This window comes from Micromonospora sp. A3M-1-15 (assembly GCF_024213425.1).
Classification (GTDB): Bacteria; Actinomycetota; Actinomycetes; order Mycobacteriales; family Micromonosporaceae; genus Micromonospora; species Micromonospora chersina.
This window is the reverse complement of record NZ_JANAVK010000006.1, coordinates 385,170-410,448: the sequence shown is the minus strand read 5'-3', so window position 1 is coordinate 410,448 and position 25,279 is coordinate 385,170. Positions and strand designations below refer to the sequence as shown.

The following is a 25,279-nucleotide window of genomic DNA, read 5'->3' as shown; positions in this document are numbered from 1 at the left end:
GGCGCCGCCTCTCGGTGACGCCCGCCCGGTGGGTACTGCCCGCGGTGACCTCACTTCAGCCAGGGCAGCCGCTGGACGACGGGGAGCTTCGCCCAGGCCCGGCCGAGGCCGAGGGTGTCACCGGCGTTGACCAGGGCCAGGCCGGCCAGCAGACCCGCGTAGATGAGGTGGTCGTCCATGAACGGGTTGTTCTCGGGGGGCAGCACGGCCGTCCACATCATGACCAGCAGGAGCGCGCCGGCGACCGCCGCGAGCCGGGTGCCGATGCCGAGGAGCAGGGCCACGCCGATGCCGAGCAGGCCGAGCATGAACAGCCAGTCCGCCCACGCCGCGCCGGCGATGTCGTTGTAGAACCCCTTGAACGGGCCGGCCGCGCCGAAGGTCAGGAACCCCTTGGTCGGGCTGCCACCGTTGATCCAGGCCGCCTTCGCCGCGGTCTCGTGTCCGAGGCCGAACATCTTGTCGAGGAAGGCCCAGAGGAACGTCCAACCCAGGGCCATCCGCAGTCCGGCGAAGACGTACCGGGTGGCCTTCTGTCGGGTGGTCTCGGCGTCCCGGGTGGTCTCGGCCGCCGGAGCGATGGTGTTGGCGGTGATCCGCTCGATCGTCGCGGTCATGGTGTCCACGTCCCTTCCTGTGCCTCGCACCGCGCTTTTCCGGTGGCACATTCATTCCACCGCTGTCGGCGCTCCGTCAGCAGGGCCGACCGGTGCCCTCCTGACCGGGACCTTGGTCCCCTCCCGGCCCGGTCCGGTCGGCCCGCCGCAGCCTGCCGGCCGCCTCTGACCAGCGGCGCCGCCGCCGGCCTACCGTCGCCACAGGAGGGCCGGACAGAGGAGGCCGTGATGCGCACTTGGCAGGTGGACGACGTGATGACCCGGGACGTCGCGACGGTGGGGGAGGAGACCCCGTACCGCCGGATCGTCGACGTGCTGATCCGGCGGGGCGTCAGCGGCGTGCCGGTGGTGGACTCGTTCCAGCGGGTGCTCGGGGTGGTCTCCGAGGCGGACCTGCTCCACAAGGTGGAGTGGGCCGGGCGCCCCGACGAGCGGCGGGTGTTCGAGGGGCGGCGCCGGCGTACCGCCCGGGAGAAGGCGGGCGCGCTGGTGGCCCGGGACCTGATGACCGCGCCGGCGGTGACCACCCACGCGCGGGCAACCCTGCCCGCGGCGGCCCGGCTCATGGACGACGAGGCGGTCAAGCGGCTGCCGGTGCTGGACGACCTGGGCCGGCTGGTCGGCATCGTGACCCGCGGCGACCTGCTCCGGGTGCACCTGCGCACCGACGCGGAGATCCGCGAGGAGGTGGTGCGGGAGGTGCTGCGCCGGGTCCTCGCCGTCCGGGACGGCCTGGTCACCGTCCAGGTCCGCGCCGGTGAGGTCACCCTGGACGGACGGCTGGACCGGCGCAGCGCCGTCGAGCTGGCCGGCCGGCTCGCCGGCCAGGTGAGCGGCGTGGTCGCGGTGCACAACGCGATCGGGTACGACGTGGACGACACCACGCTCATGGAGCTGGACCCGGTGCACGCCACCCCGGTCGCCTGACCGGTCGACGGGCTCAGGCCGCCGCGGCGAGCTGGGCGGCGAGCAGTGCGGGAGCCTCGGCGAGCGAGGGCCCGTACCAGGTGAGGTGCCGGCCGGAGACCAGCGCGGCCGGCACCCCGGGGAACGCCTCCGGCCCGTCGCCGGCGGTGAACCGGTACGGCTCGTCCGGCAGCACCACCAGCTCTGGCTCCCGGGCGCGCAGCTCGTCGAGGCCGGGCCGGGGGTAGCGCTCCGGGTGGTCGGCGTACCGGTTGGTCACGCCGAGCCAGCGCAGCACGTCACCGGCGAAGGTGTCCCGGCCGAGCACCACCCAGGGGCGCCGCCACACCGGCACCACGGCCGCCCGCGGCGTGGCCGGCGCGGGCGGCGCCGCCCAGGCCCGGCGGGCGGCGCGCAGCCAGTCCGGCTCGCCGGCCACGCCGAGCGCGCCGACCAGCTCGCCGAGCTGGGTCAGGGCCTCCGGCACGGTACGCGGAAAGGTGACCCGCACCGGCACGCCGGCCGCCCGCAGCGCCTCCGCGTCGGCGAGGCGGTTCTCCTCCTCGTTGAGCAGCACCAGGTCGGGCCGGAGCGCGCGCACCCGGTCCAGGTCCGGGTACTTGCTCCCGCCCACCCGGGCGACGTCCAGCCCGGCCGGGTGGGTGCACCAGTCGGTGGCGCCCACCAGCACCTCGGGGCGGGTCAGCGCCACCGCCTCGGTCAACGACGGCACCAGCGACACCACCCGCACGACCGCTCCCTCCCACGTCCCGGCCCATCGTCGCGTATCGACGGTCGCCGGTCCGCGGGTCCGCGGGCCGGCGCCGGCCCGGGAGCGGGTGGCGGGGCACCGGCCGGGCGGTCGTCAGCGGGGCGGCAGCGCGGTCGGTCCGGTCGGACGGTCAGCCCGCCGTCTCGTCCACCAGCACCGTCACGTCCAGATGGGCGGGGCGGCAGCCCACCGTGGCGGCGAACCGGCGTACCGCCGCGTCGACGTGCGCGCGGGCCGCGCCGAGTCCGGCGGACGGGCTCAGGCACACCTCCACCCACACGTCCGGCCCGGTGACCGGCCCGGTCAGCACCACCCGGGCCCGGCGGACCCCGGGCGCCCGGAGCATGTCACGTTCCAGCGCGCCGGCCAGCACCCCGCTCGCCACCCGGGTCCGGCCGGCCCCGTCGCCGGGGTGCGCGAGCGTGCCGCCGAGCCGGTCCGGCAGCCGCAGCCCGGCGGCGAGCAGCCGCTGCCCGAGCAGGGCGAGCAGGAGCCCGCCGACCGCCACCGCGAGGGCGCTCCACGGGGCGCCGGCCCGCCACCAGCTCAGCGGCCCGGCCGCGAGCACCGGCACGCCGCCGCCGGGCAGCCGGCCCGCCCCGACCGCCGACGCGGCACCGCCCGCCGCGACCAGCAGCAGGGCGAGCACCGTCCAGAGCAGCCGGTGGGCGGCGTTGCTCACGGTGTCCGCCGGGCGGGGACGAGACGCACCTCGATCGGGTCGCGGCGGGGCGCGGTCAACCGGTCCAGCTCCCGGCGCAGCGCGAACACGACGTCGGCCCGGGCGGCCGGGTCGCCGGTGGCGGTCACCCGGGGACGCCAGGCGTCCCCGCGCCGGCGGACGCGTACCCGGGCCCGGCGGACACTCGGCACCGACCGGACCGCCCGCGCCAGCCGCCGCTCCACCGAGCGGCGGTGCAGGTGCCAGCCGTCGTCGGCGGTGAGCCGCAGCCGGGCCGGCCGCCAGCGGCGCAGCTCGGCGACCAGGAGCAGCAGGCCCAGCAGGGTGACGGTGGCGGCGACCGTCCGCACCGGGGCGTCCCGCCACCGGGCGGCGCTCAGGGTGGCCGACCATCCGGCCGGCAGGGGGCCCGGGCGGCCCAGCGCGGCGAGCAGCCCCGCGACGGCCACCAGCACCCCGCCGGCCAGCAGGGCCACGGCGAGCAGCAGGGTGGCGACGCGGTTCACGGTGCGCACGTCGCGCTCCGGTCGCCGTGCGTGGCGCTCACGTCGCCTCCCGCGTCCGTCCCGGGCTCCGGGCGGGGTCGCGCCGCCCGGCCTCCGGGTGGTGGCCACCGGTCGGCGAGGTCGCCTCGGCGGGCAGGCGCAGGCCCACCACCGTGACGGTGACCGCCTCGACGGTGAGCCCGGTGTACGCCTCGATCCCGGCGGCGACCCGGCGGCGGACCGCCCCGGCCACCACGGTCAGTTCCGCGCCGTGCACGACCACGAGGTCCAGGTCGACGCGGACGGCGCCGCCGTCGACGCGGACCGTGGCGACCGGGTCGCTGACCGCCGCGGCACGCCGCGCCGCCTCCTCGGCGAGCCCGGCGATCCGCTCCTCCGACCAGGCCGCCCGGCCGCGGACGAGGCCGGCCGCGCCCCCGCCGGAACCGTCGGGCGCAGGCGCGGGCGCGGCGGAACCGTCGGGCGCCGGCGCGGGCGCGGGCGCCGTGGGACGGTCGGGTGCCGGCGCGGGCGCGGGCGCGGCGGGACCGTCTGGTGTCGGCGCGGGCGGGGCGGTGGCGCGGCGGGGCAGGATGCCGGTCATGGCGGACCGCCTCAGCGGCGCCGGGCGGCGGTGGCCCGATCGGCGAGCCCGGGCACGGTGACGTCCCCGTCGCGTACCCGGACCAGCAGCCAGCCGACCAGGCCGGCCACGGTGGCGGCGGCCGCCGCCCCGGCGCCGCCCAGCGCCCAGACCGCGACCACCAGGAACCCGGCGAGGAAGCCGAACTGCCCGCGCGTCATGCCCCCACCTCCGCTCCGCCGTGCTCGACCGGACCGGCGGGGCGTACCCGTTTCCGGGCGGGGCACTCCTCCGGCGGTCAGCCGGCCGCGGCCGGGACGGGAGCGCGCTCCGAGGGCAGCGAGGCCACGGGTACGCCCTGCCGTACCGCCCACTCCACCGCGTGCCGCAGGTCGGCGACGGGCAGCGGCCGCCGGGCGGTCACGGTGACGGCCGCGTGCACCGCGTACGGGACGAAGGGGTACGAGTGGGCCAATCCGGCCACCGCCTCCTGCAGCCGGCCCACCACGGCGAGCGCCGCCGCCTCGTCCCGCCCGGGCAGGATCAGTTGGAACTCGTTGTCGGCGAGGCGGACCGCCCGGTCGACCGGGCTCAGCACGCTGGTGACCGCCGCGAGGACGGCCTGGCCCTCCCGGGCCGCGCCGCGCCGGCCGAAGCGTTCCGGCGCGCCGGCCGGCTCGTCGACCCGGAGGCCGACCAGGGCCACCGGCAGGGTGCCCGAGGCGGTCACCCCGTCCGCGCCGGTCCACCAACGCAGCCCCGGCTCGTCGAGCAGGACGTCCGCGGGCTCGACCGGACGCGCCCGCTCACCCCGCCGGGCCAGCAACCGCAGCGCGGCCTCGGCGCGGGACTCGCCCGGTGCGGCCGGGATGTCCCGGACCCGTGCCACCGCCTCGTCCAGCCCGGCCCGCGCCGGCCCGGGCAGCCGCCCGGCGAGCAGCCGGGACAGCCGGATCACGTCGTGCAGCGCCTCGTCCCTGCGGAAACCCCAGCGCCCGTCGAAGAGGCGGCCGGCCTCCAGGGTCTCGGCCGGCGCCACCTCGGCCCGGTCGTACGCCACCAGGCTCGCCCCGAAGCGCGGTGTCAGCGCCACCACGCTCCACTCCCGGGCCAGGTCCTCGGTCTCCTCCAGCACCACCGGATACACCCCGGCGGGCAGGTCCGGCGGCGGCCCACCGACCATGCCCACCACGGTGACCGCGGCCCGGGCGGCGATCCGGCGGTAGACCGCGTGTTCCCGGGCGAAGTACGGCAGCCGCTGGAAGAGGGCGAACACGACCAGCGGTCCGTCCTCCGCCTCGGCCAGCGCGGCCCGTTCGATGGCGTGGGAGACGGCGACGAGGTGGCGTTTGGTCAGGCGCTCCGGGGTCCGTCCGCTGTGCACCGGCCGAGCCTAGAGGCCCGGAACCCGGCGCGCACCAGGTGACGGGTCGGGATCGGCGGCCCGTCGGCGTGCGGCGCACGCCGCCCGGACCGTTCGGCCGGCCCCGGGCGGTCCGGGTGACCGGATACCGCCGCACCGCCGAGGCGGCCACCATGATCGACGCCCTAGACTCGGGCGTCGACCGAACGACGGATGGATCTGGCGAGATGACGAGCACCGGCAGCGTGGCCGCTTCCTGGCTGCGTCCGATCCCGCCCGGGGTCGCGCCGCAGCTCACCCGCGCGGGCCAGGTCGGGTATCCGGCCCGTCGGCTCGGCGAGCTGGTGCAGGGACGGCCGCCGGGCGTCACCGGGCACCAGTGGAGCGCCGCGGGCCGGGAGGGCTTCGACCAGGTCGTCTGCGCCGCCGACACCGGCCTGCCGCTGTTCGCCGTGCGCTTCGCCCCGCCCGCGCCCGCCGGGTCGCCCGCCCGCCGGGCCGAGCGGATGACCAGCGCGGTCTGCGCCGCGGTCGGCCTGCCGCTGCTGCGGGTGGAGTCGCCGACGTTGCGCGGCGCCGAGCACGCCCGCCGCCTCGTCGAGTACGTCATCGACGCGCGCGGCTACGCCGCCGGCACCGACCCGGACACCGGCGACGCCGTCGGGTTCCGGGACATCGTCGGCCGGCTCCCGGACGGCCGCCGCGGACCCGTGAACGACCTCGGGGCGCTCACCCGGGCCGCCGCCGTCGAGGCGTACGTGGAGCGCCGGCTCGCCGACCCGATCGTCCGCGGGCTGCACGTGCGGTGGGCGGACGGCCCGGCCGAGGGCTGGAGCTGGGTCGAGGTGCGGCCCGGCCGGTGCCTCGTGGAGCGGGTGCACCTGGCCGCCGAGCGCCTCTCCTGCGGGGTCGACGCGGGTCGGCTCGCCGAGGACCTGGCCGCCGTGGCGGTCGGGGAGCGGCTGCGCGACCTGGACGCCGCGGGACCGTCCCTGGTGGACCGGGACGAGTTGCGCGGGCGGATCCGGCGGCTCGCCGCCCGGCGCGACGAGTTCGACGGCGGCTTCGCCTTCGATCACCTCTGCGCCGACTGACCGGCGTCCCGGCCCCCGGCCGGCCCCGCGGGTGTCCCCGCGAATTCTCCCGATCCCGGGTTGAACCTTCGCCGCCCTCGCTCCGTACCTAAGCGGGAATGGACGCAGATCTTCCCCGCCGCGCCGGACGGCGCGGAGACGGTGCGGAAAGGGCATCGTCGGTCATCGACGTGCGACCGGAACGTCGCAGTGATCCTCACCCCGAATTCCATCGGTCCGCCGGGGTCACCAGTCAGCTACCGGATCGAGAAGGAGAGCAATTCGATGCGCAGGTCCACACGGGCGCGCCGGTCATCCGGTAACGCGCGGAGCAAGCGTCTGCTGGCCGTGGTCGGCACGCTCGCGGTCTTCGGCGGCATCGTCGCCGTCACCCAGATCTCGTCCGCCCAGGACCGGCGGACCACCGTCCGTACCGCCTCGGCGTCCTGCGTGCCCGCGAGCCCGGGGGCCACCGCGCCGGACGGCCAGGGCAGCACCACCCGGACCTGGCAGAACGGCCGGTGGGTCCGCAACCACTGGGGTGACGGGCAGATGTCGTCCGCCGAGTGCCAGCAGACCAGGGGAGGCGGCGCGGGCGCCGCGAAGCCGACCGTGGCCTGCCCGGACGTGCGGAGCAAGCTGCCGGAGGTGCCCGACCAGGCGCGCGCCGAGGTGGACCGCAACCTCGCTCTGCTGGACAGCCAGATCGCCGAGGCCAACCGGCGGCTCGCGGCGGACGGCGCTCGCAACGGCGACTTCGTGAACAACGCGATCCTGCGGCCCCTCGCCGACAAGCGGACCGCGACGTTGAACCGGATCGCGACGGCCATCGGCCGCGTCGCCGACCGCCCTCAGGGCCTGGACCAGTTGGCCCAGTGCGCCCTCGCCGACAACGCCCAGAACGGCGGCCAGAACGGGGGCCAGAACGGCGGCCAGAATGGGGGACAGACCGGCGGGAACAACAACGGCGGTCAGACCGGCGGGAACAACAACGGCGGGCAGACCGGTGGCAACAACGGCGGCCAGACCGGCGGCAACAATGGTGGCAACAACGGCGGCAACAACGGTCTCCAGGTGCTCGCCAAGGACTGCTCCAACAGCCAGCTCCAGGCGCACGACGGCTTCCAGAACGGCAACCGCTGCGTGAGCACCGCGTTCGGTGAGGTCGGCGCCGCCGCCAACAACCCCTCGCTGCTCATCACGCAGTTCCCGAACCGGGTCCAGCGCAGCCAGCCGTTCACCCTCCGGGTCAGCACCCGGAACCTGGTCCGCGACCGCTTCCTCGCGGCCGGTCAGGGCGGCTACTACCTGGAGAGCTCGCTGCTCAACGACCAGGGCCTGGTGCGGGGCCACTTCCACACCGCGTGCCGGATGCTGCAGACCACCCAGTCGGCACCGTCGAACCCGCAGGACGTTCCGGCGTTCTTCGTGGCGACCGAGGACGGCGGCGGCAGCAACCAGGCCGACCAGGTCACCATCCAGGTCCCCGGTCTGCCCCAGTCGGGCCTCGCGCAGTGCGCGGTCTGGGCCGGTGACGGCTCGCACCGCATCCCCATGATGGAGCGGGCCAACCAGACCCCCGCCTTCGACGCGGTGCGGATCCGGGTCAACTGAACACCGACGGCCGGAGCCGCCCGGGGGCACGCCCGGGCGGCTCCGGCCGTTCCGTGCGTGCCTCCCGGGTCGCCCGCCTCAGCGGCCGGATGCCGGCCGCGACCCGTCGCCGAGCTCCCAGCGGGCCGGCTCGGCGCAGTGCACGACCGTGGCGTCGTCCGGGACCGGAGCGTCGGGGCCCGCGCCGAAGCCGGCCTCGGCGCGCCGGACGCGGCGGACGACCTCGGCCGGCCCGTCGGTGGCGAGCAGGTCCCGCACGCCGGCCCAGTCGGCCAGGCCGTACGGGCTGACGATGCGGCTGGCGCCGTTGCTGAGCAGCGCGAGGCCGTGCAGGTCGTCCAGGGGCCGGCTGCCGGTCACCGCCTCCGCTGCCGCGTACGGGTCGTCCTTGGCGATCCAGTAGCCGCCCGGCTGGTTCCGGCGGGCCCGCAGCGCCTGGACGCAGGACTCCCGGACACGGTCGTACTCCGGCGTTCCCGCCACGACGCCGTCCAGCGGCGCGGAGCAGACGCGCCGGCTGGTGGCCTCGCGCGCGTCGGTGACGACCTGCGGGCCGCCGCGGACCTGGTCCAGCAGGAGGAAGGAGTCCGCGAGCAGGAGATGGTCCAGGCGGCCCCGGTGGGCGCGGGCGATCGCGACGGTCGCCTGCGGGCTGGCGGGGTCCGTGATGTCGCAGGTGTCGCGGTGCGCGGCCGCGATCTCGTCGATCGCGGCGGCGAGGAGCGACACGAGGTCCCGCCCGTCGTCCCGCGACAGCCGGCCGAGCAGCGCGCCGCCGAGGCGGTGGGTGTACCAGGCGACGCCGTGGGCGCAGATCGAGCCGGTGCCCGGGATGCCGGCGCCGTCCAGCAGCACCACGGCGCCGGGAACCGCCCCGACGAAGTCCTCGTTCGGCCGGCCGGCGTGGCCGGCGCTGGTCGTCATGCTCACGCGCATCCGTGGGCTCCTGGGGTGAAGGATCGCGCCGCCGGCCCGGCGCCCGGGGGGTGAAGTTCCCTGCCGGGTCTCCCCGCCCGGCTGAAAATTGTTAACGGTGGGAAAAGCCGACCGGGGCCACGCCGATTTCTCAGCGTGACCCCGGGATGCCCGACGGTGAACCGGGAGGCTCAGCGGTTCTTGTAGGCCTCCACCACCGAGACGGGGATGCGACCCCGCTCGGAAATCTCGTAGCCGTTCTTGGTCGCCCATTCCCGGATGGCGCGGTTCTGCTCGCGGTCCATTCCGGAGGTGCTGGGGCGGGTCGCGCCGCGCGCCGCGCGCCCGGCCTCCACCGGGCCGCGCCCGATCCGCCTGCCAGCGCTGATGTACGGGTCCAGCGCCTTGCGCAGAACGCCGGCGTTCTCGTCGGAGACGTCGATCGTGTACGCCACGCCGTCCAGGCTGAACTCGACGGTCCGATCGGCCTTTCCACCGTCGAGGTCGTCGGTCAGAACGGTGATTACTTTCCTTGCCATCGCCATTACTCCCTGTGTCGGGCGGGGTGTGGCTAAGAGTTTGACGTATCTCGCGGCAATTTCGCAACAATACCCGCCCTTCGCCATTCGGCGGGTCGTCCTTATCCCCGTGCCGCCAAATGGGCGTTCAGGCCCGGTGCGGCTGTCCGGCCGGGCGGCGGGAGTGGTGTGGGTCACAAGCCGGAACAAGGGAGACGGTTTGTTACTTGAGCCTGACACGCTCAACTCAACGTGATAGCAGGTGTTCGATGGCAACTCTTCCGGTACTTCCTCTGACCGACGCCGTCCTGCTGCCCGGCATGGTCATCCCGGTGACCCTCGACCCGACCACCCAGGCCGCGGTCGACGCGGCCCGCGCCACCGGTGACAAGAAGCTGCTCGCCGTGCCCCGCCTCGACGGCGAGTACGGCTCCGTGGGCGTGGTCGCCACCATCGAGAAGGTGGGCCGGCTGCCCAGCGGCGAACCGGCCGCGGTGGTCCGCGGCCTCGCCCGGGCCCGGATCGGCTCCGGCGTGCCCGGACCGGGCGCCGCCCTCTGGGTCGAGGCCACCACCCTCGACGAACCCGCCCCGGCCGGCCGGGCCCGGGAACTCGGCCGCGAGTACCGCGCGCTGATGACCTCGGTCCTTCAGGAGCGGGGCGCCTGGCAGGTCATCGACGCCATGGAGCGGATGACCGACCTGTCCGAGCTGGCCGACGCGGCCGGCTACGCGCCCTGGCTGACGCTGGCGCAGAAGACCGAGCTGCTCGCCGCCCCGGACGTCACCGCCCGGCTGGAGCTGCTGGTCGGCTGGGTGAAGGACCACCTGGCCGAGCAGGAGGTCACCGAGCGGATCAACAGCGACGTGCGCGAAGGGCTGGAGAAGTCGCAGCGGGAGTTCCTGCTCCGCCAGCAGCTCGCCGCCATCCGCAAGGAACTCGGCGAGGACGAGCCGGACGGCTCCGCCGACTACCGCTCGCGGGTCGAGTCCGCCGACCTGCCCGAGAAGGTCCGCGAGGCGGCCCTTCGGGAGGTCGGCAAGCTGGAGCGGGCCAGCGACGCCTCGCCGGAGGCCGGCTGGATCCGCACGTGGCTCGACACCGTCCTCGAGATGCCGTGGAGCACGCGTACCGAGGACAACACCGACCTGGCCGCGGCGCGTGCGGTGCTCGACGCCGACCACGCCGGCCTGGCCGACGTGAAGGACCGCATCCTGGAGTACCTCGCGGTGCGCAACCGGCGCGCCGAGCGCAACCTCGGCGTGGTCGGCGGCCGCGGCTCCGGCGCGGTGCTCGCCCTGGCCGGCCCGCCCGGCGTCGGCAAGACCAGCCTCGGCGAGTCCGTGGCGCGGGCCCTCGGCCGCAACTTCGTCCGGGTCTCCCTCGGCGGCGTCCGCGACGAGGCGGAGATCCGCGGCCACCGGCGCACCTACGTGGGCGCGCTGCCCGGCCGGATCGTCCGCGCGCTGCGCGAGGCCGGCTCGATGAACCCGGTGGTGCTCCTCGACGAGGTCGACAAGTTGGCCGTCGGCTACTCCGGCGACCCGGCCGCCGCCCTGCTGGAGGTGCTCGACCCGGCGCAGAACCACACCTTCCGGGACCACTACCTGGAGGTCGACCTCGACCTGTCCGACGTGCTGTTCCTGGCCACCGCCAACGTGGTGGAGAGCATCCCCGGCCCGCTGCTGGACCGGATGGAGCTGGTCACTCTGGACGGCTACACCGAGGACGAGAAGGTGGCCATCGCCCGGGACCACCTGCTGCCCCGGCAGCGGGAGCGGGCCGGGCTGACCGCCGAGGAGGTCACCGTGGCCGACCAGGCGCTTGCCCTCATCGCGGGTGAGTACACCCGGGAGGCCGGCGTCCGGCAGCTCGAACGCGCCCTCGCGAAGATCCTGCGCAAGGTCACCGTGGCGCTGGCGTCCGACCCGGCGCCGGTCCGCGTCGACACCGACAACCTCGCCCGCTACCTGGGCCGGCCCAAGTTCACCCCGGAGTCGGCCGAGCGGACGGCGGTGCCCGGCGTGGCCACCGGCCTGGCGGTCACCGGCGCCGGTGGGGACGTGCTCTTCATCGAGGCCACCAGCATGGAGGGCGAGCCGGGGCTGACCCTCACCGGTCAGCTCGGCGACGTGATGAAGGAGTCGGCGCACATCGCGCTGTCGTACCTCCGCTCCAACGGGCGACGCCTCGGCATTGACCCGAACGCCCTCGCCGGGCGGCGGATCCACGTGCACTTCCCGGCGGGCGCGGTGCCCAAGGACGGCCCGAGCGCCGGCATCACCATGGTGACGGCGCTGGCGTCGCTGGTCACCGGCCGGCCGGTCCGCCCGGAGTTCGGCATGACCGGCGAGGTGACCCTCTCCGGCCGGGTGCTGCCCATCGGCGGCGTGAAGCAGAAGCTGCTCGCCGCCCACCGGGCCGGCCTGACCGAGGTGATCATCCCGAAGCGCAACGAGCCGGACCTGGACGACCTGCCCACCGAGGTCCGCGAGGCGCTGACCATCCACACCCTCGCCGACGTGGCCGACGTGCTCGCCCTGGCGCTGCGTCCGGCCGAGGTCGACGCGGCGACGCTGGGCGGCCAGCCGCTCGCCGCGGCCTGACCACCCGACACGCCGAGGCCCCCGGTCCACCCGGACCGGGGGCCTCGGCCGTGCTCACCAGCGGTCCCGGCGCTCCCGCCGCTCGCCACCGTCGCCGTCCCGGCCGCGCCGCTCCCGGCGGTCACCGTCGAAGCGGCGCTCGCCGCCGCCGCCGCCGCCGCCGCCGTCGCCGTCGCCGTCCCGGTCCCGGCGCACGGTGGCCTTGCGGCCCTTGATGGTGCTGCCGCGCAACCCCTGGATCACCTCGTCGGCGACCCCGTACGGGACCTCGACCAGGGAGAACCGGTCGGCGATCTCGATCGAGCCGATGTCCCGGCCGCTGACCCCGGTCTCCCCGGTGATCGCACCGACCAGGTCCTGCGGGCGCACCCCGGCGCGCCGGCCCAGCCCGATGAACACCTGCGTGGTGCCCCCGGCGCGGGGACGCGCGCCGCCGCGCCGGTCCCGGCCCTCGTACCCCGGTCGGGTCTCCCGGGGCGCGCGGACCGCGACCTGCGGGATCTCCTCCTCCTCGTCGGCCGTGCCGGGCAGGGTGGCCTCGTGGGCCAGCCGCACCGCGGCCAGCGCGACCTCCATGAGGTCGAACTCGTCGGTCAGCGACTCGACGATCGCCCGGACGGGCTCCAGGTCGTCCTCCAGCAGCGACTCCCGCAGCGCCGCCTGGGTCAGCTCCAGCCGCCGGGTGCGCAGGTCCGCCACCGTGGGGATCTTGTCGACCGCGATCCGCTGGCCGGTGACCCGCTCGATGGTCTTGAGCATCCGGTGCTCGCGCGGCTCGGCCAGGGTGATGGCCACGCCCTCGCGGCCGGCCCGGCCCACCCGCCCGATCCGGTGCACGTACGACTCGGGCGCCGACGGGACGTCGTAGTTGACCACGTGGGTGAGCTGCTCCACGTCCAGCCCGCGGGCCGCCACGTCGGTGGCCACCAGCAGGTCGGCGGTGCCCGACCGCAGCCGGCCCATCACCCGGTCGCGCTGCTCCTGGCTCATCCCGCCGTGCAGCGCCTCGGCCCGGTAGCCGCGGCCGTTCATCGTCTCGGTGAGCCGGTCCACCTCCTCCCGGCTGCGGCAGAACACGATCGCCGCGGTGGGCGACTCCACGTCGAGCACCCGGCCCAGCGCCGCCGGCTTGTGCGCCCGCGCCACGATGTACGCGCTCTGCCGCACCCGCGGCGCCTCGCCCGCGACCGGCCGCTCCCGCTCGATCTGGATGCGCACCGGGTCGGTCAGGTGCTTGCGGGCCAGCCCGTCGATCCGGGCCGGCATGGTGGCCGAGAAGAGCACGGTCTGCCGGCCGGCCGGGGCGTGCTCCAGGATCGCCTCGATGTCCTCGGCGAAGCCCATGTCGAGCATCTCGTCCGCCTCGTCCAGCACCACGGTGGCCAGCGCGCCCAGCCGCAGGGTGCCCCGGGCGATGTGGTCCAGCGCCCGGCCCGGCGTCGCCACCACCACGTCCACGCCGGCGTCGAGGGCGCGCAGCTGCCGGCCGATCGGCTGGCCGCCGTAGATCGGCAGCACCCGGGCGCCCAGGTCCTTGCCGTAGCGGTGGAACGCCTCGGAGACCTGCACGGCCAGCTCCCGGGTGGGCACCAGCACCAGCGACACCGGCTCCCCGCCGGGCCGGTCGTCGGGCATCCGCTGCAGCAGCGGCAGGGCGAACGCGGCGGTCTTGCCGGTGCCGGTCGCCGCCTGCCCCAGCAGATCCTGGCCCGCGAGCAGCGGTGGGATCGCCTCCCGCTGGATCGGGGTCGGCTCCTCGTAGCCGAGGGCGGCCAGCGCGTTCAGCAGCTCGGTGCGCAGCCCGAGGTCCGCGAAGGCGGCGGCCTCGTCCTCGGCGGGGATGGCGGGATCGGTCGGGGTTGGTGCGGAACTCATGGGGCAAGCCTTTCATCACCCCCACCCGGCCGTCGCGGCGACCGCCGCAAACCGTCGCCCCCGCCACGCCCCGGGTGATCCGGCCGGGCCCCGTGCCCCGGCCGGATCACCCCGACAGGACCGCCAGCAGGGTGGTCACACCCACGGCGACGTCCAGCACCCCGCACCACTCCGCGTACCCCCGGGGCACCACCCGGCCCGTGCGGTGGTGCGCCAGGTCCCAGGCGGCGTGCGCCAGCCAGCCGACGCCGACCAGCACCCCGGCGAGGCCGTCCGGCCCGAGCAGGGCGGCCGCCGCCAGCCCGCCCCAGACGACCAGCCCCGCGAGCTGCCACGCCACGTTCCGGCGGTCGCCCCACTGCCGCCGCCAGGTGCCGATGAGCAGGTAGCCGGCCGGCAGCACCAGCAGCGTCCACGGGGAGAACACGGTCGGCGCGAGCCACAGGTCCACGGTCATCAGCACCGCCAGCCCGGTCGGCCACCGGCGCGCCACGGCCGCGGCCACCGGATGGCGGCGGGCCGGCGCCGGATGCGCGTGCCGGTGCCGCAGCGCCACCAGGGCCATCGCCGGCAGCATCAGCAGGTGGCCGCCGAGCATCAGCGCGTCGTCCCCGACCAGCCCCGCCCACCACGGCGGAAGCAGCACCAGGAACGGGACGTACATGACGGCCACCATCTCGGCGGTCGCGGCCCACCCGTGGCCCCGGTGCCACATCCAGGCCGCCATGCCCAGCCCCATGTCCGTCGCCATCACCAGCGCGCCCGCATCGGCCCGGGCCAGCACGTCGGCGCCGCCCAGCCGCTCGGCGCCGACCCGCCACAGCGGGCCGAGCAGCAGCATCCCGACCACCATCGCCACGACCATCCCGGCCAGGTGGCCGGCCAGCCGTCGTGCGTCCTCCCGCAGGGGTACGCGTACCGTCGTCTCCGTCATGCCCCGACCCTGCCGGCGCCCCGCGCACGGGACCAGGCACGTCCGTCACCGGAAAACCGTGCGTCGCGCACGGGTGCCGCGTGACATTCCGCAGGGGTGAACCGTGCGGCAGGCGGCCCTAGGATCGGCGGACATGACGGTCGACGCGGCGGACCGCCGGCTACGGCGGGCCCGGCAGCTCACGCTGGTGTCGCTGGCGACGAACGTCGGGACCACCCTGCTGCTGCCCGGCGTCGGGTTGGCCCGCGAGCCGGATCCGCTGCGGCTGGCGCTCGGCCTGGTGGGGCTCGCCGCCGTCACCGCCGCCCAGGCGGCGGTGCTGCACGCGGCGGTCACCCCCTGGCTCGCCGCGCGGGCCCGGCGCCGGCGGCACGCCGCGCTGGCGGTGGCCGCCCTGCTCAGCCTGCCGCTGGTCGGCCCGGTCGCCGCCGGCGCCTGGCCGACCTGGGCCTGGCTGGGCGCGTCGCTGGTCGGCATGTCCCCGCTGCTGTTCCGGCCGCTGCCCGCCCTGCTCGCGGCGGCGGCCGTGCTCGCCGTGTCGGCCGCGGTGACCCAGGCGACCGGCGGGCCGCCGAGCGCCGCCCTGCTCGTCACCGGCGGCGTGGGCGCCGGGATCGCGGCGATCACCTGGCTCCAGGTCTGGTTCTGGGACCTGCTCGTCGAGGCGCGGCAGGGGCAGGCCGCCGGGGCCCGGCTCGCCGCCGCGGAGGAGCGGCTGCGCTTCGCCCGGGACGTGCACGACCTGCTCGGCCACGACCTCACCGTGATCGCGCTGAAGGCCGAGCTGGCCGAGCGGCTGGCGCCCGTCGACGCCGCCCGGGCCGGGCGGGAGGCCGCCGAGGTGCGCCGGCTCGCCGGCTCCGCCCTGACCCGGGTACGCGAGGCCGTGCACGGCTACCGGGCCGTCGACCTGGCCGAGCAGCTGGCCGCGGTGGGGGAGGTGCTGCGTTCCAGCGGGGTGCGCTGCACCGTGGTCCCGCCGGCCGGCGAGCTGCCCGCGCCGGTCGCCGCCGACCTGGCCGCCGTGGCGCGCGAGGCCGGGACGAACGTGCTGCGGCACAGCCGGGCCGACTGGTGCCGGATCGAGCTGACCCGGGAGGGCGGCCTGGTGACCATGACGGTACGCAACGACGGCGCCGGCGGCGCCGGCCCGGACGGGCTCAGCGGCGGCCTGCGCGGGCTGGCCGACCGGCTGGCCCAGGCCGGCGGGAGCGTCCGCGCGTACGCCGAGGACGGGGTGTTCCACCTGGTGGCGACCGTGCCGGTGGCCTCGTGATCCGGGTGCTGCTGGCCGACGACGAGGAGCTGATCCGGCTCGCCCTCGCGGCCCTGCTCGACCTGGAGCCGGACATCGAGGTGGTGGCGCACGCCGCCGACGGCCGGGCCGCCCTCGACGCGGCGTTGGCCCACCGGCCCGACGTGGCCGTGCTGGACCTGGAGATGCCGGCGCCCGGCGGGGTCCAGGTCGCCGCCGAACTGGCCCGCGTGCTGCCCGGCTGCGCCACGGTGATCCTCACCGGGCACGGCCGGCCCGCCCACCTCCGGCCGGCGCTGACCGCGGGGGCGCGCGGGTTCCTGGCCAAGGGCGCGCCGGGCGGCGCGCTGGCCGACGTGATCCGCCGGGTGCACGCCGGCGCCCGGTACGTCGACCCGGCCCTCGCCGCCGAGGCGCTGACCCTGCCGGAGTGCCCGCTCACCCCGCGGGAGCTGGAGACGTTGCGTCTGGCCGAGCTGGGCACCCCGGTCGCGGTGATCGCCCGGCGTACCCACCTGGCGGCCGGGACGGTCCGCAACCACCTGGCCGCGTGCGTGCAGAAGCTCGGCGCGGCCGACCGGGCCGAGGCGGTCCGGCGGGCCCGCGAGGCCGGCTGGCTCTGACCCGGCCGGTCCCGTCGACGGGCGGGGGTGGCGGCGTCACGCGCACGTAACAGCACCGCCGGGCGGTGAGGGGTCAGGCGCGGGCGGGGCCGCTGTCCCGGGCGGGCGGGGCGAGGGCGGCCGGGTCGAGCGCGAGGGCCGCGGCCAGGGCGGGGCGGCCGCCCGGGGTGACGCGCAGGGCCCGGCCGGTGCCGCGCGCGGTCCAGCCGAGGTCGAGGAAGCGCCGGCAGAGCGCGGCGCCGAGCGCGCCGGCCAGGTGCGGGCGGCGCTCGGTCCAGTCCAGGCAGTCCCGGACCAGGGGCCGCCGGGCGGCGCGCAGCGGCTCGACGGGCACGCCGAGGTCGGTCAGCCAGGCGATCCCGGCCGGCGTCACCGCCAGGCCGCCGGCGCGGTCGAGCACGCCGCGGGCCAGGAGGGCGTCGTGCACCAGCACGCCGAGCCGGCCGGCCAGGTGGTCGTAGCAGGTCCGGGCGTACGCGAGGGACGCCTGGGCCGACGCGGCGCGCAACGTGCGGGGCGGGGTCGCCGGGGTGGGCGCCCGGCCGGCCAGGTCCTCGACGAGCTGGGCCACCGACGGGTCGGCGAGGCGGACGTAGCGGTGCCGGCCCTGCCGTTCCTCGACCAGCAGCCCGCCGCGGACCAGCCGGGTGAGGTGGTCGCTCGCGGTGGAGGGCGCCACCCCGGCGGACCGGGCCAGCTCGCCCGCCGTCCAGGCCCGCCCGTCGAGCAGGGCGAGGCAGAAGCCGGCCCGGGTCGGGTCGGCGAGCAGCGCGGCGAGCCCGGCCAGCGCGCGGCCGTCGGTGCGGGTGGTCATGCCGTCATGGTGGCACGCGAACGTTTCGGTCCCCACCGACCCGTGCGCGTCGCTCTTTACATCGTTGTCTCCAACGTTGTAGAAACAGGGTCACCGCAGTGACCTCCGTCTACCTCCAAGGCAGGCCTGATGGGACACCTCCACCGCGGCGGCGTGCTCGCCGCCGCACTCGCCCTGCTCCTGACGACGACCACGGCCGCGGCCGCCGCACCGGCCGCCGGGGCCGACCGCTACCGGAACCCGGTCTCGGCCGGCTTCGCCGACACCTTCGCCGACCCGGCCGTGGTCCGCGGCGACGACGGCCTCTGGTACGCCTTCGGCACCTCCGACCCGCTGCGCGAGGGCGAACGCCAGGCGCACCGGGTGCCGATCGCCCGCTCCGCCGACCTCGTCGACTGGACCTACGTGGGCGACGCCTTCACCCCGGACCAGCGGCCGTCCTTCGCCGCGCCCGGTGCGGCGTTCTGGGCGCCCGACGTGCGCCGGGTCGCCGGCCGCTGGGTGATGTACGTGACCGTCACCGACACCACCGTCTCCGGCGACACCTTCGACACCGCGATCGGGGCGGCCACCGCGCCCACCCCGGCCGGACCGTGGACGTTCGCCGACACGCCCGTGGTCGCCCCGCGTCCGGGCGGGGGCGGCGGCTACCTCTGGACCATCGACCCCAGCCAGTTCACCGATTCCGACGGCCGGTCGTACCTCTACTACGGCAGCTACTACGGCGGTGTCTCGGTCACCGAGCTCTCCGCCGACGGGCTGCGCGCGGTCGGCGCGTCCACCCTGGTCGCCATCGACAACAAGTTCGAGGGCAGCTACGTGCTGCGCCACGACGGCTGGTACTGGCTGTTCGCCTCCACGGCGAACTGCTGCGCCGGCCCGGCCACCGGCTACTCCGTGCAGGTCGGCCGGGCACGCGACCCGCGCGGCCCGTTCGTGGACCGGGAGGGCCAGCGGCTCGACGTGTCCCGGGCCGGCGGCACGCCGGTGCTCACCCAGAACGGCAACCGCTGGATCGGCACCGGGCACAACGCCGTCCTCACCGACCTGTCCGGGCAGGACTGGATCGCGTACCACGCGATCGACCGGGCCGACCCGTACCTGGACGAGCCGTTCGGCATCAACGAGCGGCCGATGCTGCTGGACCGCCTCGACTGGGTGGACGGCTGGCCGACCGTCAACGCGGGCGCCGGCCCCTCGGAAGAGGCCCAGCCCGCACCGGTCACCACCGGCGGGGTCGACGCCCGCTTCGACACCGCCGACCTGCACGGCTGGCGGGGCGGCACGGGCGACTGGCGGGTGACCGGCGGCGTCCTCGCCGGCACCGGCACGCTGACCAGCCGGACCGGGCTCGGCGGGGACGTACGGGCCGAGGCCGACCTGCGGCTGGCCGGCGCGGAGACGGCCGGGCTGCGGCTCGGCACGGTGGAGGTCACGGTCGGCGGCGGCCGGCTGACCGCCCGGCAGAACGGCGGCGCGACCGCGAGCGCGGCGCTGCCCGCCGGGCTCGACCTCACCGACCGGCACAACCTGGCCGTGGAGGTACGAGGCCGGCACCTCGTCGCCGAGCTGAGCCCGGCCCGCCTCGGCGACCAGCTCGCCGTGGTGACGCTGGCGCTGGCCCGGCCGGCGGCCGGTCCGCTCGCACTGCACGCCGAGGGCGGCCTGGCCGAGTTCGACAACGTCAGCGCGGCTCGGCTGTACCGTCCGGTCCGGCACCCGGTCGCCCCGCCCCGGGTCGGCCCGGTGCTCTCCGGTTGGTCGGACGAGTTCACCGACGGGCTCGACCCGGCCTGGCAGTGGATCCGGCCCAACCCGGCCGCCACCGTGACCGGCGGCGCGCTGCGCTGGCCGGTCGAGTCCAGCGACCTGGTCGGCACCGGCAACACGGCCGGTGTCCTGCTGCGCGACGCGCCCGCCGGTGACTACGTGGCCGAGACGAAGGTGACCCTCGACCTGGGCGAGGACGTGGTCCGCAACTACCAGCAGGCGGGTCTCGTGGCGTACGTGGACGACGACCGGTTCGCCCGGCTCGCCCAGGTGGCCATCTGGAACACCCGCCAGGTCGAGTACGGCTACGAGCTGCCCTTCGCCGGCCAGCCCGTCTACGGTGGCAGCATCGTCGGCACCCCGGCCACCACCACCTGGCTGCGGCTGGCCCACCACGTCGACCCGGTCAGCGGCGAGCACGAGTTCCGGGCCGGCTCCAGCCGGGACGGCACGCACTGGACGTGGGGCGCCGTGTGGACCTTCCCGGCCGACACCACGCCCCGGATCGGCCTCGTCGCGCACGGCGGCGCCACCCCGGCGGTGACCGCGGAGTTCGACTACCTGCGGTTCCACCGCTGAACCGCGCGACCGGTGCCGTCCGGCTGCGGACGGCCCCGGTCCGCCGGGGTCGCGCCGTGACGGGCGGTCCCGGTCAGGCGCCGGGACGCGGGCAGGCGGCGGTCAGCTCGCTGACCGTCCGGGCGTCGCTGTCGTAGCTGCGCGCGGCCACGAACTCCCCACCCGGCCGCTCCGGCCCGGTGACCGCCCGGGCCCGGCGGCGGTCGGCGTCGCGGAACCGCAGCGCCAGGCTCAGGTGCGGCACCCAGCGCCCGGGCAGGTGCCACGGGTGCGGACCGGGCGCCCCGGCGAGCACGTCCCAGACGGCGCCGTGCAGCGCGACCAGCTGCGGCGTCGGGCGGACCAGCCAGACCAGCGGGGCGCTGCCGTCGAGGACCGTCACCCGGTCCAGCCGCGCCGGCAACGGCAGCGCCGCGTCACAGAGGTCGGCGAGGCGCTGCTCGGCGCCGGCCGGGAACTCGTCGACCGAGGCGAGGGTGAGGTGCGGCCGGTTGGTCGGGTGCGTGTTGCGGGCCAGGCTGGGCAGGCCGGCGGCGACGAGCCGGTCCCAGGCCGCCCGTACCGCCTCGTCCAGCTCCGGCGAGCAGAGCAGTTCGACCGTACGCACGCCGTCAGGCTAACCGCCGGCGGTGTGCGGCGACGTCCCGTGGGAGATGCCGGCCCCGGTGAGTCGGCGGCGGCGCGACAGTTCGGTCGGGACCGAAGGAAGCCGGCCGTACGGTCCAGCGATGAGCTGGCCGATGATCCCGCCCCTCCCCGACACGCCCCCCTGCGGGCCGCCGGTGCCCCTCGACGGCCACTGGGTGGTCACCCGGCACGCCGACGTGGTCGCCGTGCTGACCGATCCCCGGTACGTGGTGCCCGTCGCGCCCTGCGGCCCGCCCGGCACCCTGGCCTGGCTGCGCGGGACGGTCAGCCGGTTCAGCGCCCCGGACCGGCATCCCGGCCGGCGCGCGCTCGGGGTGGCGGCGCTCCGCGACCTCGACCCGGACGAGCTGCGCGACGCCGCCACCCGGCTGACCACGCGGACGCTGGACCGGCTCGCCGGGGGTCAGGCGGCGGGCCGGGTGGAGGTGATGGGCCGGCTCGCGCGGCGCGTACCCCTGGAGGTGCTGGCGGCGCGGCTCGGCCTGGCCGACCCGGCGGCGGCCGTGCCGGCGGTGACCGCGGTGGCCACCGCCTACCACCCGGGCGCCGAGCCGGCCGCCGTGGCGCGCGCCGACCGGGCGGTGGCCGCGCTGCTGGCGATGTCGCCGCCGGCCCCGGCCGAGGCCGCGGCGAACCGGATCGGGCTGCTCGTGCAGGCCGCCGACGCCACCGCCGGGCTGATCGGCGCCGCCGTCCGGCACGGGCACGCGGCGCCGGCCGCGCTCGGCACGGCCGACCTGCTGGCCGAGGTGCTGCGCCTGGACCCGCCGGTCCGCGCCACCCGCCGGGTCGCCACCGGCGCGACCCGCCTGGCCGGCCGGGACATCGGTCCGGACGCCACGCTGCTGCTCCGCTTCGACGCGGCCAACCGGGACCCGGCCGTCCATCCGCACCCGGACCGGTTCCATCCCGCTGGCCCCGACCACGCCGACCACGCCGGTTGCCCCGCAGGCGCGGGCCGCGACGGTCACCTGGCGCTCGCCCGCCGTCCCGTGCCGGCGCTGACCTTCGGCGCCGGGCCCCGGGGCTGCCCGGGGGAGCGGCACGCCCTCGCCCTCGCCGCCGGCGTGGTCGAGGTGCTGCGCGCGCGGTGCCGGCCCGCCGGGACGCCCGTCCGCTACGCCCCGCACCCCACCCTCCATGTTCCGACCAGCCTCGAGGTGATGTTCCGATGACCGACCGCGCCGCCGCCTTCCACGCCCTGCACCGGCCGGGCCAGCCCCTGCTGCTGCCCAACGCCTGGGACCACGCGTCCGCCGCGGCGCTGGCCTCCCGGGGCCACCCGGCCGTCGGCACGACCAGCCTCGGGGTGGCCGCGGCCGCCGGCAAGCCGGACGGGACCGGGGCGACCCGGAGCGAGAACCTCGACCTGGCCCGCCGGCTGCGGGACCTGCCGGTGCTGCTCACCGTCGACATCGAGGACGGCTTCGACGACGACCCGGCGGCGGTGGCCGGGTACGTCGCCGAGCTGGCCGCGCTCGGCGCGGTCGGGGTGAACCTGGAGGACGGGCGCCCGGACGGCACGCTCGCGCCCGTGGAGCTCGCCGCCGCCAAGATCGCGGCGGTGCGGGCGGCCGTGCCGGGGCTGTTCGTCAACGCCCGCACCGACGCCTGCTGGCTGGGCGTGCCCGACGCGCTGCCGGCGGCGCTGGAGCGGATCGCGGCGTACCGGGCGGCGGGGGCGGACGGGCTGTTCGTCCCGGGCGCGCCGGACGACGCGGTCGGGTTGCTGGTGGCCGAGGCGGGTCTGCCGCTCAACGTCCTGCACCGCCCGGGCGGGCCGGACCTGGCCGCGCTGGGCCGGCTCGGGGCGGCCCGAGTCAGCACCGGCTCGCTGCTGTTCCGCGCCGCTCTCGGCGCCGCGCTGCACCTGGCCGACGCGGTCCGCGCCGGCCGCGACGCCGGCCTGCCCGCGGCGCCGGATTACGCCTGGGTGCGGGACCTCTCGGCGGGATGAAGCACCTTAGGGGGGAGATAGGAGGATTGTTCGGGGAGCTGCCGATCCAGGTGATTACGGTGTGTTTCAGGTTCTACTACGCCGTGTCCTGCCCGGAGAGGGGCCGACCATGCGAGTGCCCAGCCGAAGCCCCGGCCACCAGCCCGGATCCGCCGTCGCGTCCGCCGCCCCCGCCCGCCGGCTGCCCCCGGTCCCCGGCCGGCGGCCGGGGCCCGAGCAGCCGGACCTGGCCGCGTACCGGGCCGCGGTGGCGGAACTGCTCGTCGAGGTGGGCGCCCTGGCGGACGCCCCGTCCACGACGGCCCGCCAGGTGCTGCTCGACCAGCGGCTGCGGGAGCCGGCCATCGCCGCCGTCCTCGACGCCACCCCGCAGGGCTTCGTGGGCGCCCGGGAGACGCTGCTGCTGGAGATGGCCCGCTACCAGCCCAACACCCGCAGCTCGGCGCAGGACCTGACCGCGCTGGTGCGGATCTACCTGCTCTCCCGGATCGACGTGATGTGGTGGCGGGACAGCCCGACCTTCCTCACCGACGGCCAGGTCGACACCAGCACCGACCTGGTCGACCTGGAGTGGCTGCGCCGGCGCGGGCTGCTCGCCTTCCGCTACCAGGAGCAGCCCGCCACCGTCCTCGGTCGCGGGCTGCGGGGTGTCCGGCGGCGGCTGCGCCCGGGCGCCACCCCGCGTACCGCCGGGCTGCGGTTCCGCCGGGCCCGGCGCGAGATGATCGCGCTGCTCAACGACGTGGGCCGGGAGTTCGCCGCGGCCGCCCCGCCGGCCACCCCGCCGCTGTGGGTCACCAGCCTGGCCCGCAGCGCCGAGCACCAGTACCGGCTGCGCCGGCTCGGCTACGCCGCCATGGTGCCCAGCGGGCACTGCCTCGGCTGGGCGGCCGACGTGGAGCTGGCCTGGTACGGGCGGTTCGGCGCCCGGGACCTCCTCGCCGACCTGCTGCTGGCCCGCCAGGAGGCCGGCGAGATCAACGTGGTCGACGAGGGTCAGGCGTGGCACCTCTGCCTCGCGCCCACCGCCCAGCGCCGGTTCCGGCGCGCGTACGAGGCCGAGATGGGGGTCTGAGCCGATGTGCGGGATCGCCCTGAGCATCGGCCCCGAGGCCGACCCGGCCACCTTCCGCCGGATGCTGGCCGTCCTCGCCCCACGCGGTGAGGTGACCGAGACCCGGCAGGAGGACGGCCTGCTCACCGGCGTACGGCGGTTGCGGGTGGTGGACCGCGAGCGGGCGGTGCAGCCGTGGGTCTCGCCCGACGAGCGGCACGTGCTCTGCTACAACGGCGAGGTCTTCAACCACCACGAGCTGCGCGCGGAGCTGACCCGGCTCGGGTACGAGTTCCGCACCGCCGGCGACACCGAGGTGGTGCTCACGGCCTTCCGCCACTGGGGCGAGGAGGCGGTGCGCCGGCTGCGCGGCGAGTACGCCTTCGTGGTGGTGGAACGGCCCACCGGCCGGGCGTACCTGGCCCGGGACCCGCTCGGGGTGAAGCCGCTCTACTGGTCCCGCGGCCCGGGCTGCCTGCACCTCGCCTCCGAGGTCAAGGCGCTGGTCGGGCACGGCGCGCCGATCAGCGAGGTGCCGCCCGGGCACCACGGCTGGGCCGAGCCCGACGGGCCCGTCCGGCTGCGCCCGTACGTCGACCTGCTCACCCTCGGCGCCGGGCTGCCCGTGATCGACGACCCGGACGAGGCCGCCCTGCTCGTCCGTGTCGCGCTCACCGACAGCATCCGGGCACGGCTGGACACCGACCTCACCGTCGGTGTGGTGCTCTCCGGCGGCCTGGACAGCTCGCTGGCCCTGCTGCACGCCCGGCAGCTGCACCCGGACTGCGTGGCGGTGACGGTCGGCGTGCCGGACAGCCCCGACGTGGCGTACGCCCGGCGGCTCGCCGCCGACCTGGGCGTGCCGCACGAGGTGATCGAGCTGCGCCCGCGCGACATCCGGCTGGCCGACGTGCGCGAGGCGATCCGGATCTCGGAGCTGACCGAGTACGGCGACATCATCAACGCGGTGGTCTCCGTGCCGATCTTCCGGCGGCTGCGGGAGCTGGGCGTCAAGGTGGTGCTCACCGGCGACGGCTCGGACGAGCTGTTCGGCGGGTACCCGATGTACCACCAGGTCGGCCCGCAGCGGTCCCGCCGGCTCTTCCTCCACAAGATCCGCAACCTGTGCCGGACCGAGCTGCAGCGGGTGGACCGGGCCAGCATGGGTCACGGCGTGGAGGCCCGGGTGCCCTTCCTCGACCTCAGCGTGGTCGAGCTGGCCATGCGGCTCCCGCTGGACCTGAAGCTGCGCGACGGGCAGGAGAAGTGGATCGTCCGGCGGGCCTTCGCCGACCTGCTGCCCGACTACATCCGGCGGCGGCCGAAGAACCCGATGTCGTACTCGTCGGGGCTGCACGAGCGCGCCCGGCTCTACAAGCCGCTCTTCGCCCGGCTGCACCGCTCCTTCGGCTACCAGCTGCTCGAACCCGTCCGGCGCGACTTCGACAGCGTGCTCACCCGGTGCGGCAACGACCTGGACCGGGCGATCGCCGACGGGCTGGCCCGGCCGGACTACACGGTGCTGGAGCACGCCCGGGACCTGGTCGGCGCGGCGAAGTGGAACGCCGTGCCGGTGGTCCGGCGGCTGGTCGGCCCGCGCGCCGTGCGGCGCGTCGCGTCCCGCCCGTGACCTCCG

Annotated in this window: 24 protein-coding genes; 11 read left to right on the top strand and 13 right to left on the bottom strand. The window is 76.6% G+C overall.

All coding sequences use genetic code 11. From position 1 onward, the window contains the following. Nucleotides 1-50 precede the first annotated feature (50 nt). On the bottom strand, nucleotides 51-617 hold the full coding sequence (locus tag NLX85_RS28190; protein WP_254340326.1) for a DoxX family membrane protein: 567 nt from the start codon (nucleotides 615-617) through the stop codon (nucleotides 51-53). 228 nt (nucleotides 618-845) lie between these two features. Between NLX85_RS28190 and NLX85_RS28185 the strand changes: the two genes are divergently transcribed. Then, complete coding sequence (locus NLX85_RS28185) at nucleotides 846-1,544, top strand: CBS domain-containing protein (RefSeq protein ID WP_254340159.1); 699 nt, start codon at nucleotides 846-848, stop codon at nucleotides 1,542-1,544. A gap of 13 nt (nucleotides 1,545-1,557) precedes the next feature. Here NLX85_RS28185 and NLX85_RS28180 read toward each other — a convergent pair whose 3' ends face one another. The 6 genes from NLX85_RS28180 to NLX85_RS28155 form a co-directional block, all read right to left on the bottom strand. After that, nucleotides 1,558-2,274: a helical backbone metal receptor gene (locus tag NLX85_RS28180; protein ID WP_254340157.1), complete on the bottom strand. Its 717-nt coding sequence runs from the start codon at nucleotides 2,272-2,274 to the stop codon at nucleotides 1,558-1,560. A 151-nt stretch (nucleotides 2,275-2,425) separates the two neighbouring features. Then, nucleotides 2,426-2,977, bottom strand: coding sequence for a hypothetical protein (locus NLX85_RS28175; protein ID WP_254340155.1), 552 nt, complete (start codon nucleotides 2,975-2,977; stop codon nucleotides 2,426-2,428). Beyond that, on the bottom strand, nucleotides 2,974-3,492 hold the full coding sequence (locus NLX85_RS28170; RefSeq protein ID WP_254340153.1) for a hypothetical protein: 519 nt from the start codon (nucleotides 3,490-3,492) through the stop codon (nucleotides 2,974-2,976). Before NLX85_RS28170 ends, NLX85_RS28175 begins: the two co-directional genes overlap by 4 nt. Nucleotides 3,493-3,520: 28 nt before the next feature. Beyond that, nucleotides 3,521-4,066, bottom strand: a complete 546-nt coding sequence (locus NLX85_RS28165) for an Asp23/Gls24 family envelope stress response protein (protein WP_254340151.1) — start codon at nucleotides 4,064-4,066, stop codon at nucleotides 3,521-3,523. Between the two features lie 11 nt (nucleotides 4,067-4,077). Next, nucleotides 4,078-4,266, bottom strand: a complete 189-nt coding sequence (locus NLX85_RS28160; protein ID WP_091305946.1) for a hypothetical protein — start codon at nucleotides 4,264-4,266, stop codon at nucleotides 4,078-4,080. Between the two features lie 77 nt (nucleotides 4,267-4,343). Next, nucleotides 4,344-5,429: a DICT sensory domain-containing protein gene (locus NLX85_RS28155; RefSeq protein WP_254340149.1), complete on the bottom strand. Its 1,086-nt coding sequence runs from the start codon at nucleotides 5,427-5,429 to the stop codon at nucleotides 4,344-4,346. Between the two features lie 206 nt (nucleotides 5,430-5,635). Here NLX85_RS28155 and NLX85_RS28150 point away from each other — a divergent pair, with 206 nt between their 5' ends. Next, on the top strand, nucleotides 5,636-6,502 hold the full coding sequence (locus NLX85_RS28150; protein WP_254340147.1) for a hypothetical protein: 867 nt from the start codon (nucleotides 5,636-5,638) through the stop codon (nucleotides 6,500-6,502). Between the two features lie 264 nt (nucleotides 6,503-6,766). After that, nucleotides 6,767-8,095 carry a hypothetical protein gene (locus tag NLX85_RS28145; protein ID WP_254340145.1) on the top strand — a complete coding sequence of 443 codons (1,329 nt, stop codon included), beginning with the start codon at nucleotides 6,767-6,769 and terminating at the stop codon, nucleotides 8,093-8,095. A 78-nt stretch (nucleotides 8,096-8,173) separates the two neighbouring features. On the opposite strand, the gene NLX85_RS28140 is transcribed toward NLX85_RS28145, so the two are convergent. Next, nucleotides 8,174-9,031: a hypothetical protein gene (locus NLX85_RS28140; protein ID WP_254340143.1), complete on the bottom strand. Its 858-nt coding sequence runs from the start codon at nucleotides 9,029-9,031 to the stop codon at nucleotides 8,174-8,176. A gap of 170 nt (nucleotides 9,032-9,201) precedes the next feature. After that, entirely contained in the window at nucleotides 9,202-9,549 is a 348-nt protein-coding gene (locus NLX85_RS28135) for an Lsr2 family protein (protein WP_254340324.1), read from the bottom strand. 248 nt (nucleotides 9,550-9,797) lie between these two features. Between NLX85_RS28135 and lon the strand changes: the two genes are divergently transcribed. Next, nucleotides 9,798-12,134: an endopeptidase La gene (gene lon, locus NLX85_RS28130; protein ID WP_254340141.1), complete on the top strand. Its 2,337-nt coding sequence runs from the start codon at nucleotides 9,798-9,800 to the stop codon at nucleotides 12,132-12,134. Nucleotides 12,135-12,188: 54 nt separating this feature from the next. On the opposite strand, the gene NLX85_RS28125 is transcribed toward lon, so the two are convergent. Next, nucleotides 12,189-14,009: a DEAD/DEAH box helicase gene (locus NLX85_RS28125; RefSeq protein WP_254340139.1), complete on the bottom strand. Its 1,821-nt coding sequence runs from the start codon at nucleotides 14,007-14,009 to the stop codon at nucleotides 12,189-12,191. 106 nt (nucleotides 14,010-14,115) lie between these two features. Further along, complete coding sequence (locus NLX85_RS28120) at nucleotides 14,116-14,943, bottom strand: hypothetical protein (protein ID WP_254340137.1); 828 nt, start codon at nucleotides 14,941-14,943, stop codon at nucleotides 14,116-14,118. A 133-nt stretch (nucleotides 14,944-15,076) separates the two neighbouring features. Here NLX85_RS28120 and NLX85_RS28115 point away from each other — a divergent pair, with 133 nt between their 5' ends. Both NLX85_RS28115 and NLX85_RS28110 read left to right on the top strand, forming a co-directional pair. After that, nucleotides 15,077-16,219 carry a sensor histidine kinase gene (locus tag NLX85_RS28115; protein ID WP_254340135.1) on the top strand — a complete coding sequence of 381 codons (1,143 nt, stop codon included), beginning with the start codon at nucleotides 15,077-15,079 and terminating at the stop codon, nucleotides 16,217-16,219. After that, nucleotides 16,216-16,821: a response regulator transcription factor gene (locus tag NLX85_RS28110; RefSeq protein WP_254340133.1), complete on the top strand. Its 606-nt coding sequence runs from the start codon at nucleotides 16,216-16,218 to the stop codon at nucleotides 16,819-16,821. The genes NLX85_RS28115 and NLX85_RS28110 overlap by 4 nt, the downstream gene beginning before the upstream one ends. A 73-nt stretch (nucleotides 16,822-16,894) precedes the next feature. Here NLX85_RS28110 and NLX85_RS28105 read toward each other — a convergent pair whose 3' ends face one another. Next, nucleotides 16,895-17,635 carry a helix-turn-helix transcriptional regulator gene (locus NLX85_RS28105; protein WP_254340131.1) on the bottom strand — a complete coding sequence of 247 codons (741 nt, stop codon included), beginning with the start codon at nucleotides 17,633-17,635 and terminating at the stop codon, nucleotides 16,895-16,897. Between the two features lie 129 nt (nucleotides 17,636-17,764). On the opposite strand from NLX85_RS28105, the gene NLX85_RS28100 reads away from it, so the two are divergent. After that, on the top strand, nucleotides 17,765-19,984 hold the full coding sequence (locus tag NLX85_RS28100) for a family 43 glycosylhydrolase (RefSeq protein WP_254340125.1): 2,220 nt from the start codon (nucleotides 17,765-17,767) through the stop codon (nucleotides 19,982-19,984). 73 nt (nucleotides 19,985-20,057) lie between these two features. On the opposite strand, the gene NLX85_RS28095 is transcribed toward NLX85_RS28100, so the two are convergent. Continuing rightward, nucleotides 20,058-20,591, bottom strand: a complete 534-nt coding sequence (locus NLX85_RS28095; RefSeq protein ID WP_254340123.1) for a 2'-5' RNA ligase family protein — start codon at nucleotides 20,589-20,591, stop codon at nucleotides 20,058-20,060. 121 nt (nucleotides 20,592-20,712) lie between these two features. Between NLX85_RS28095 and NLX85_RS28090 the strand changes: the two genes are divergently transcribed. The 4 genes from NLX85_RS28090 to NLX85_RS28075 all read left to right on the top strand — a co-directional run bounded on the left by NLX85_RS28090 (nucleotide 20,713) and on the right by NLX85_RS28075 (nucleotide 25,273). Then, nucleotides 20,713-21,807 carry a cytochrome P450 gene (locus NLX85_RS28090; RefSeq protein ID WP_254340121.1) on the top strand — a complete coding sequence of 365 codons (1,095 nt, stop codon included), beginning with the start codon at nucleotides 20,713-20,715 and terminating at the stop codon, nucleotides 21,805-21,807. Then, nucleotides 21,804-22,589 carry an isocitrate lyase/phosphoenolpyruvate mutase family protein gene (locus NLX85_RS28085; RefSeq protein ID WP_254340120.1) on the top strand — a complete coding sequence of 262 codons (786 nt, stop codon included), beginning with the start codon at nucleotides 21,804-21,806 and terminating at the stop codon, nucleotides 22,587-22,589. The genes NLX85_RS28090 and NLX85_RS28085 overlap by 4 nt, the downstream gene beginning before the upstream one ends. A gap of 109 nt (nucleotides 22,590-22,698) precedes the next feature. Then, complete coding sequence (locus tag NLX85_RS28080; RefSeq protein WP_254340119.1) at nucleotides 22,699-23,664, top strand: hypothetical protein; 966 nt, start codon at nucleotides 22,699-22,701, stop codon at nucleotides 23,662-23,664. A 4-nt stretch (nucleotides 23,665-23,668) separates the two neighbouring features. Then, nucleotides 23,669-25,273, top strand: coding sequence for an asparagine synthetase B (locus tag NLX85_RS28075; RefSeq protein WP_254340118.1), 1,605 nt, complete (start codon nucleotides 23,669-23,671; stop codon nucleotides 25,271-25,273). Nucleotides 25,274-25,279: the final 6 nt, after the last annotated feature.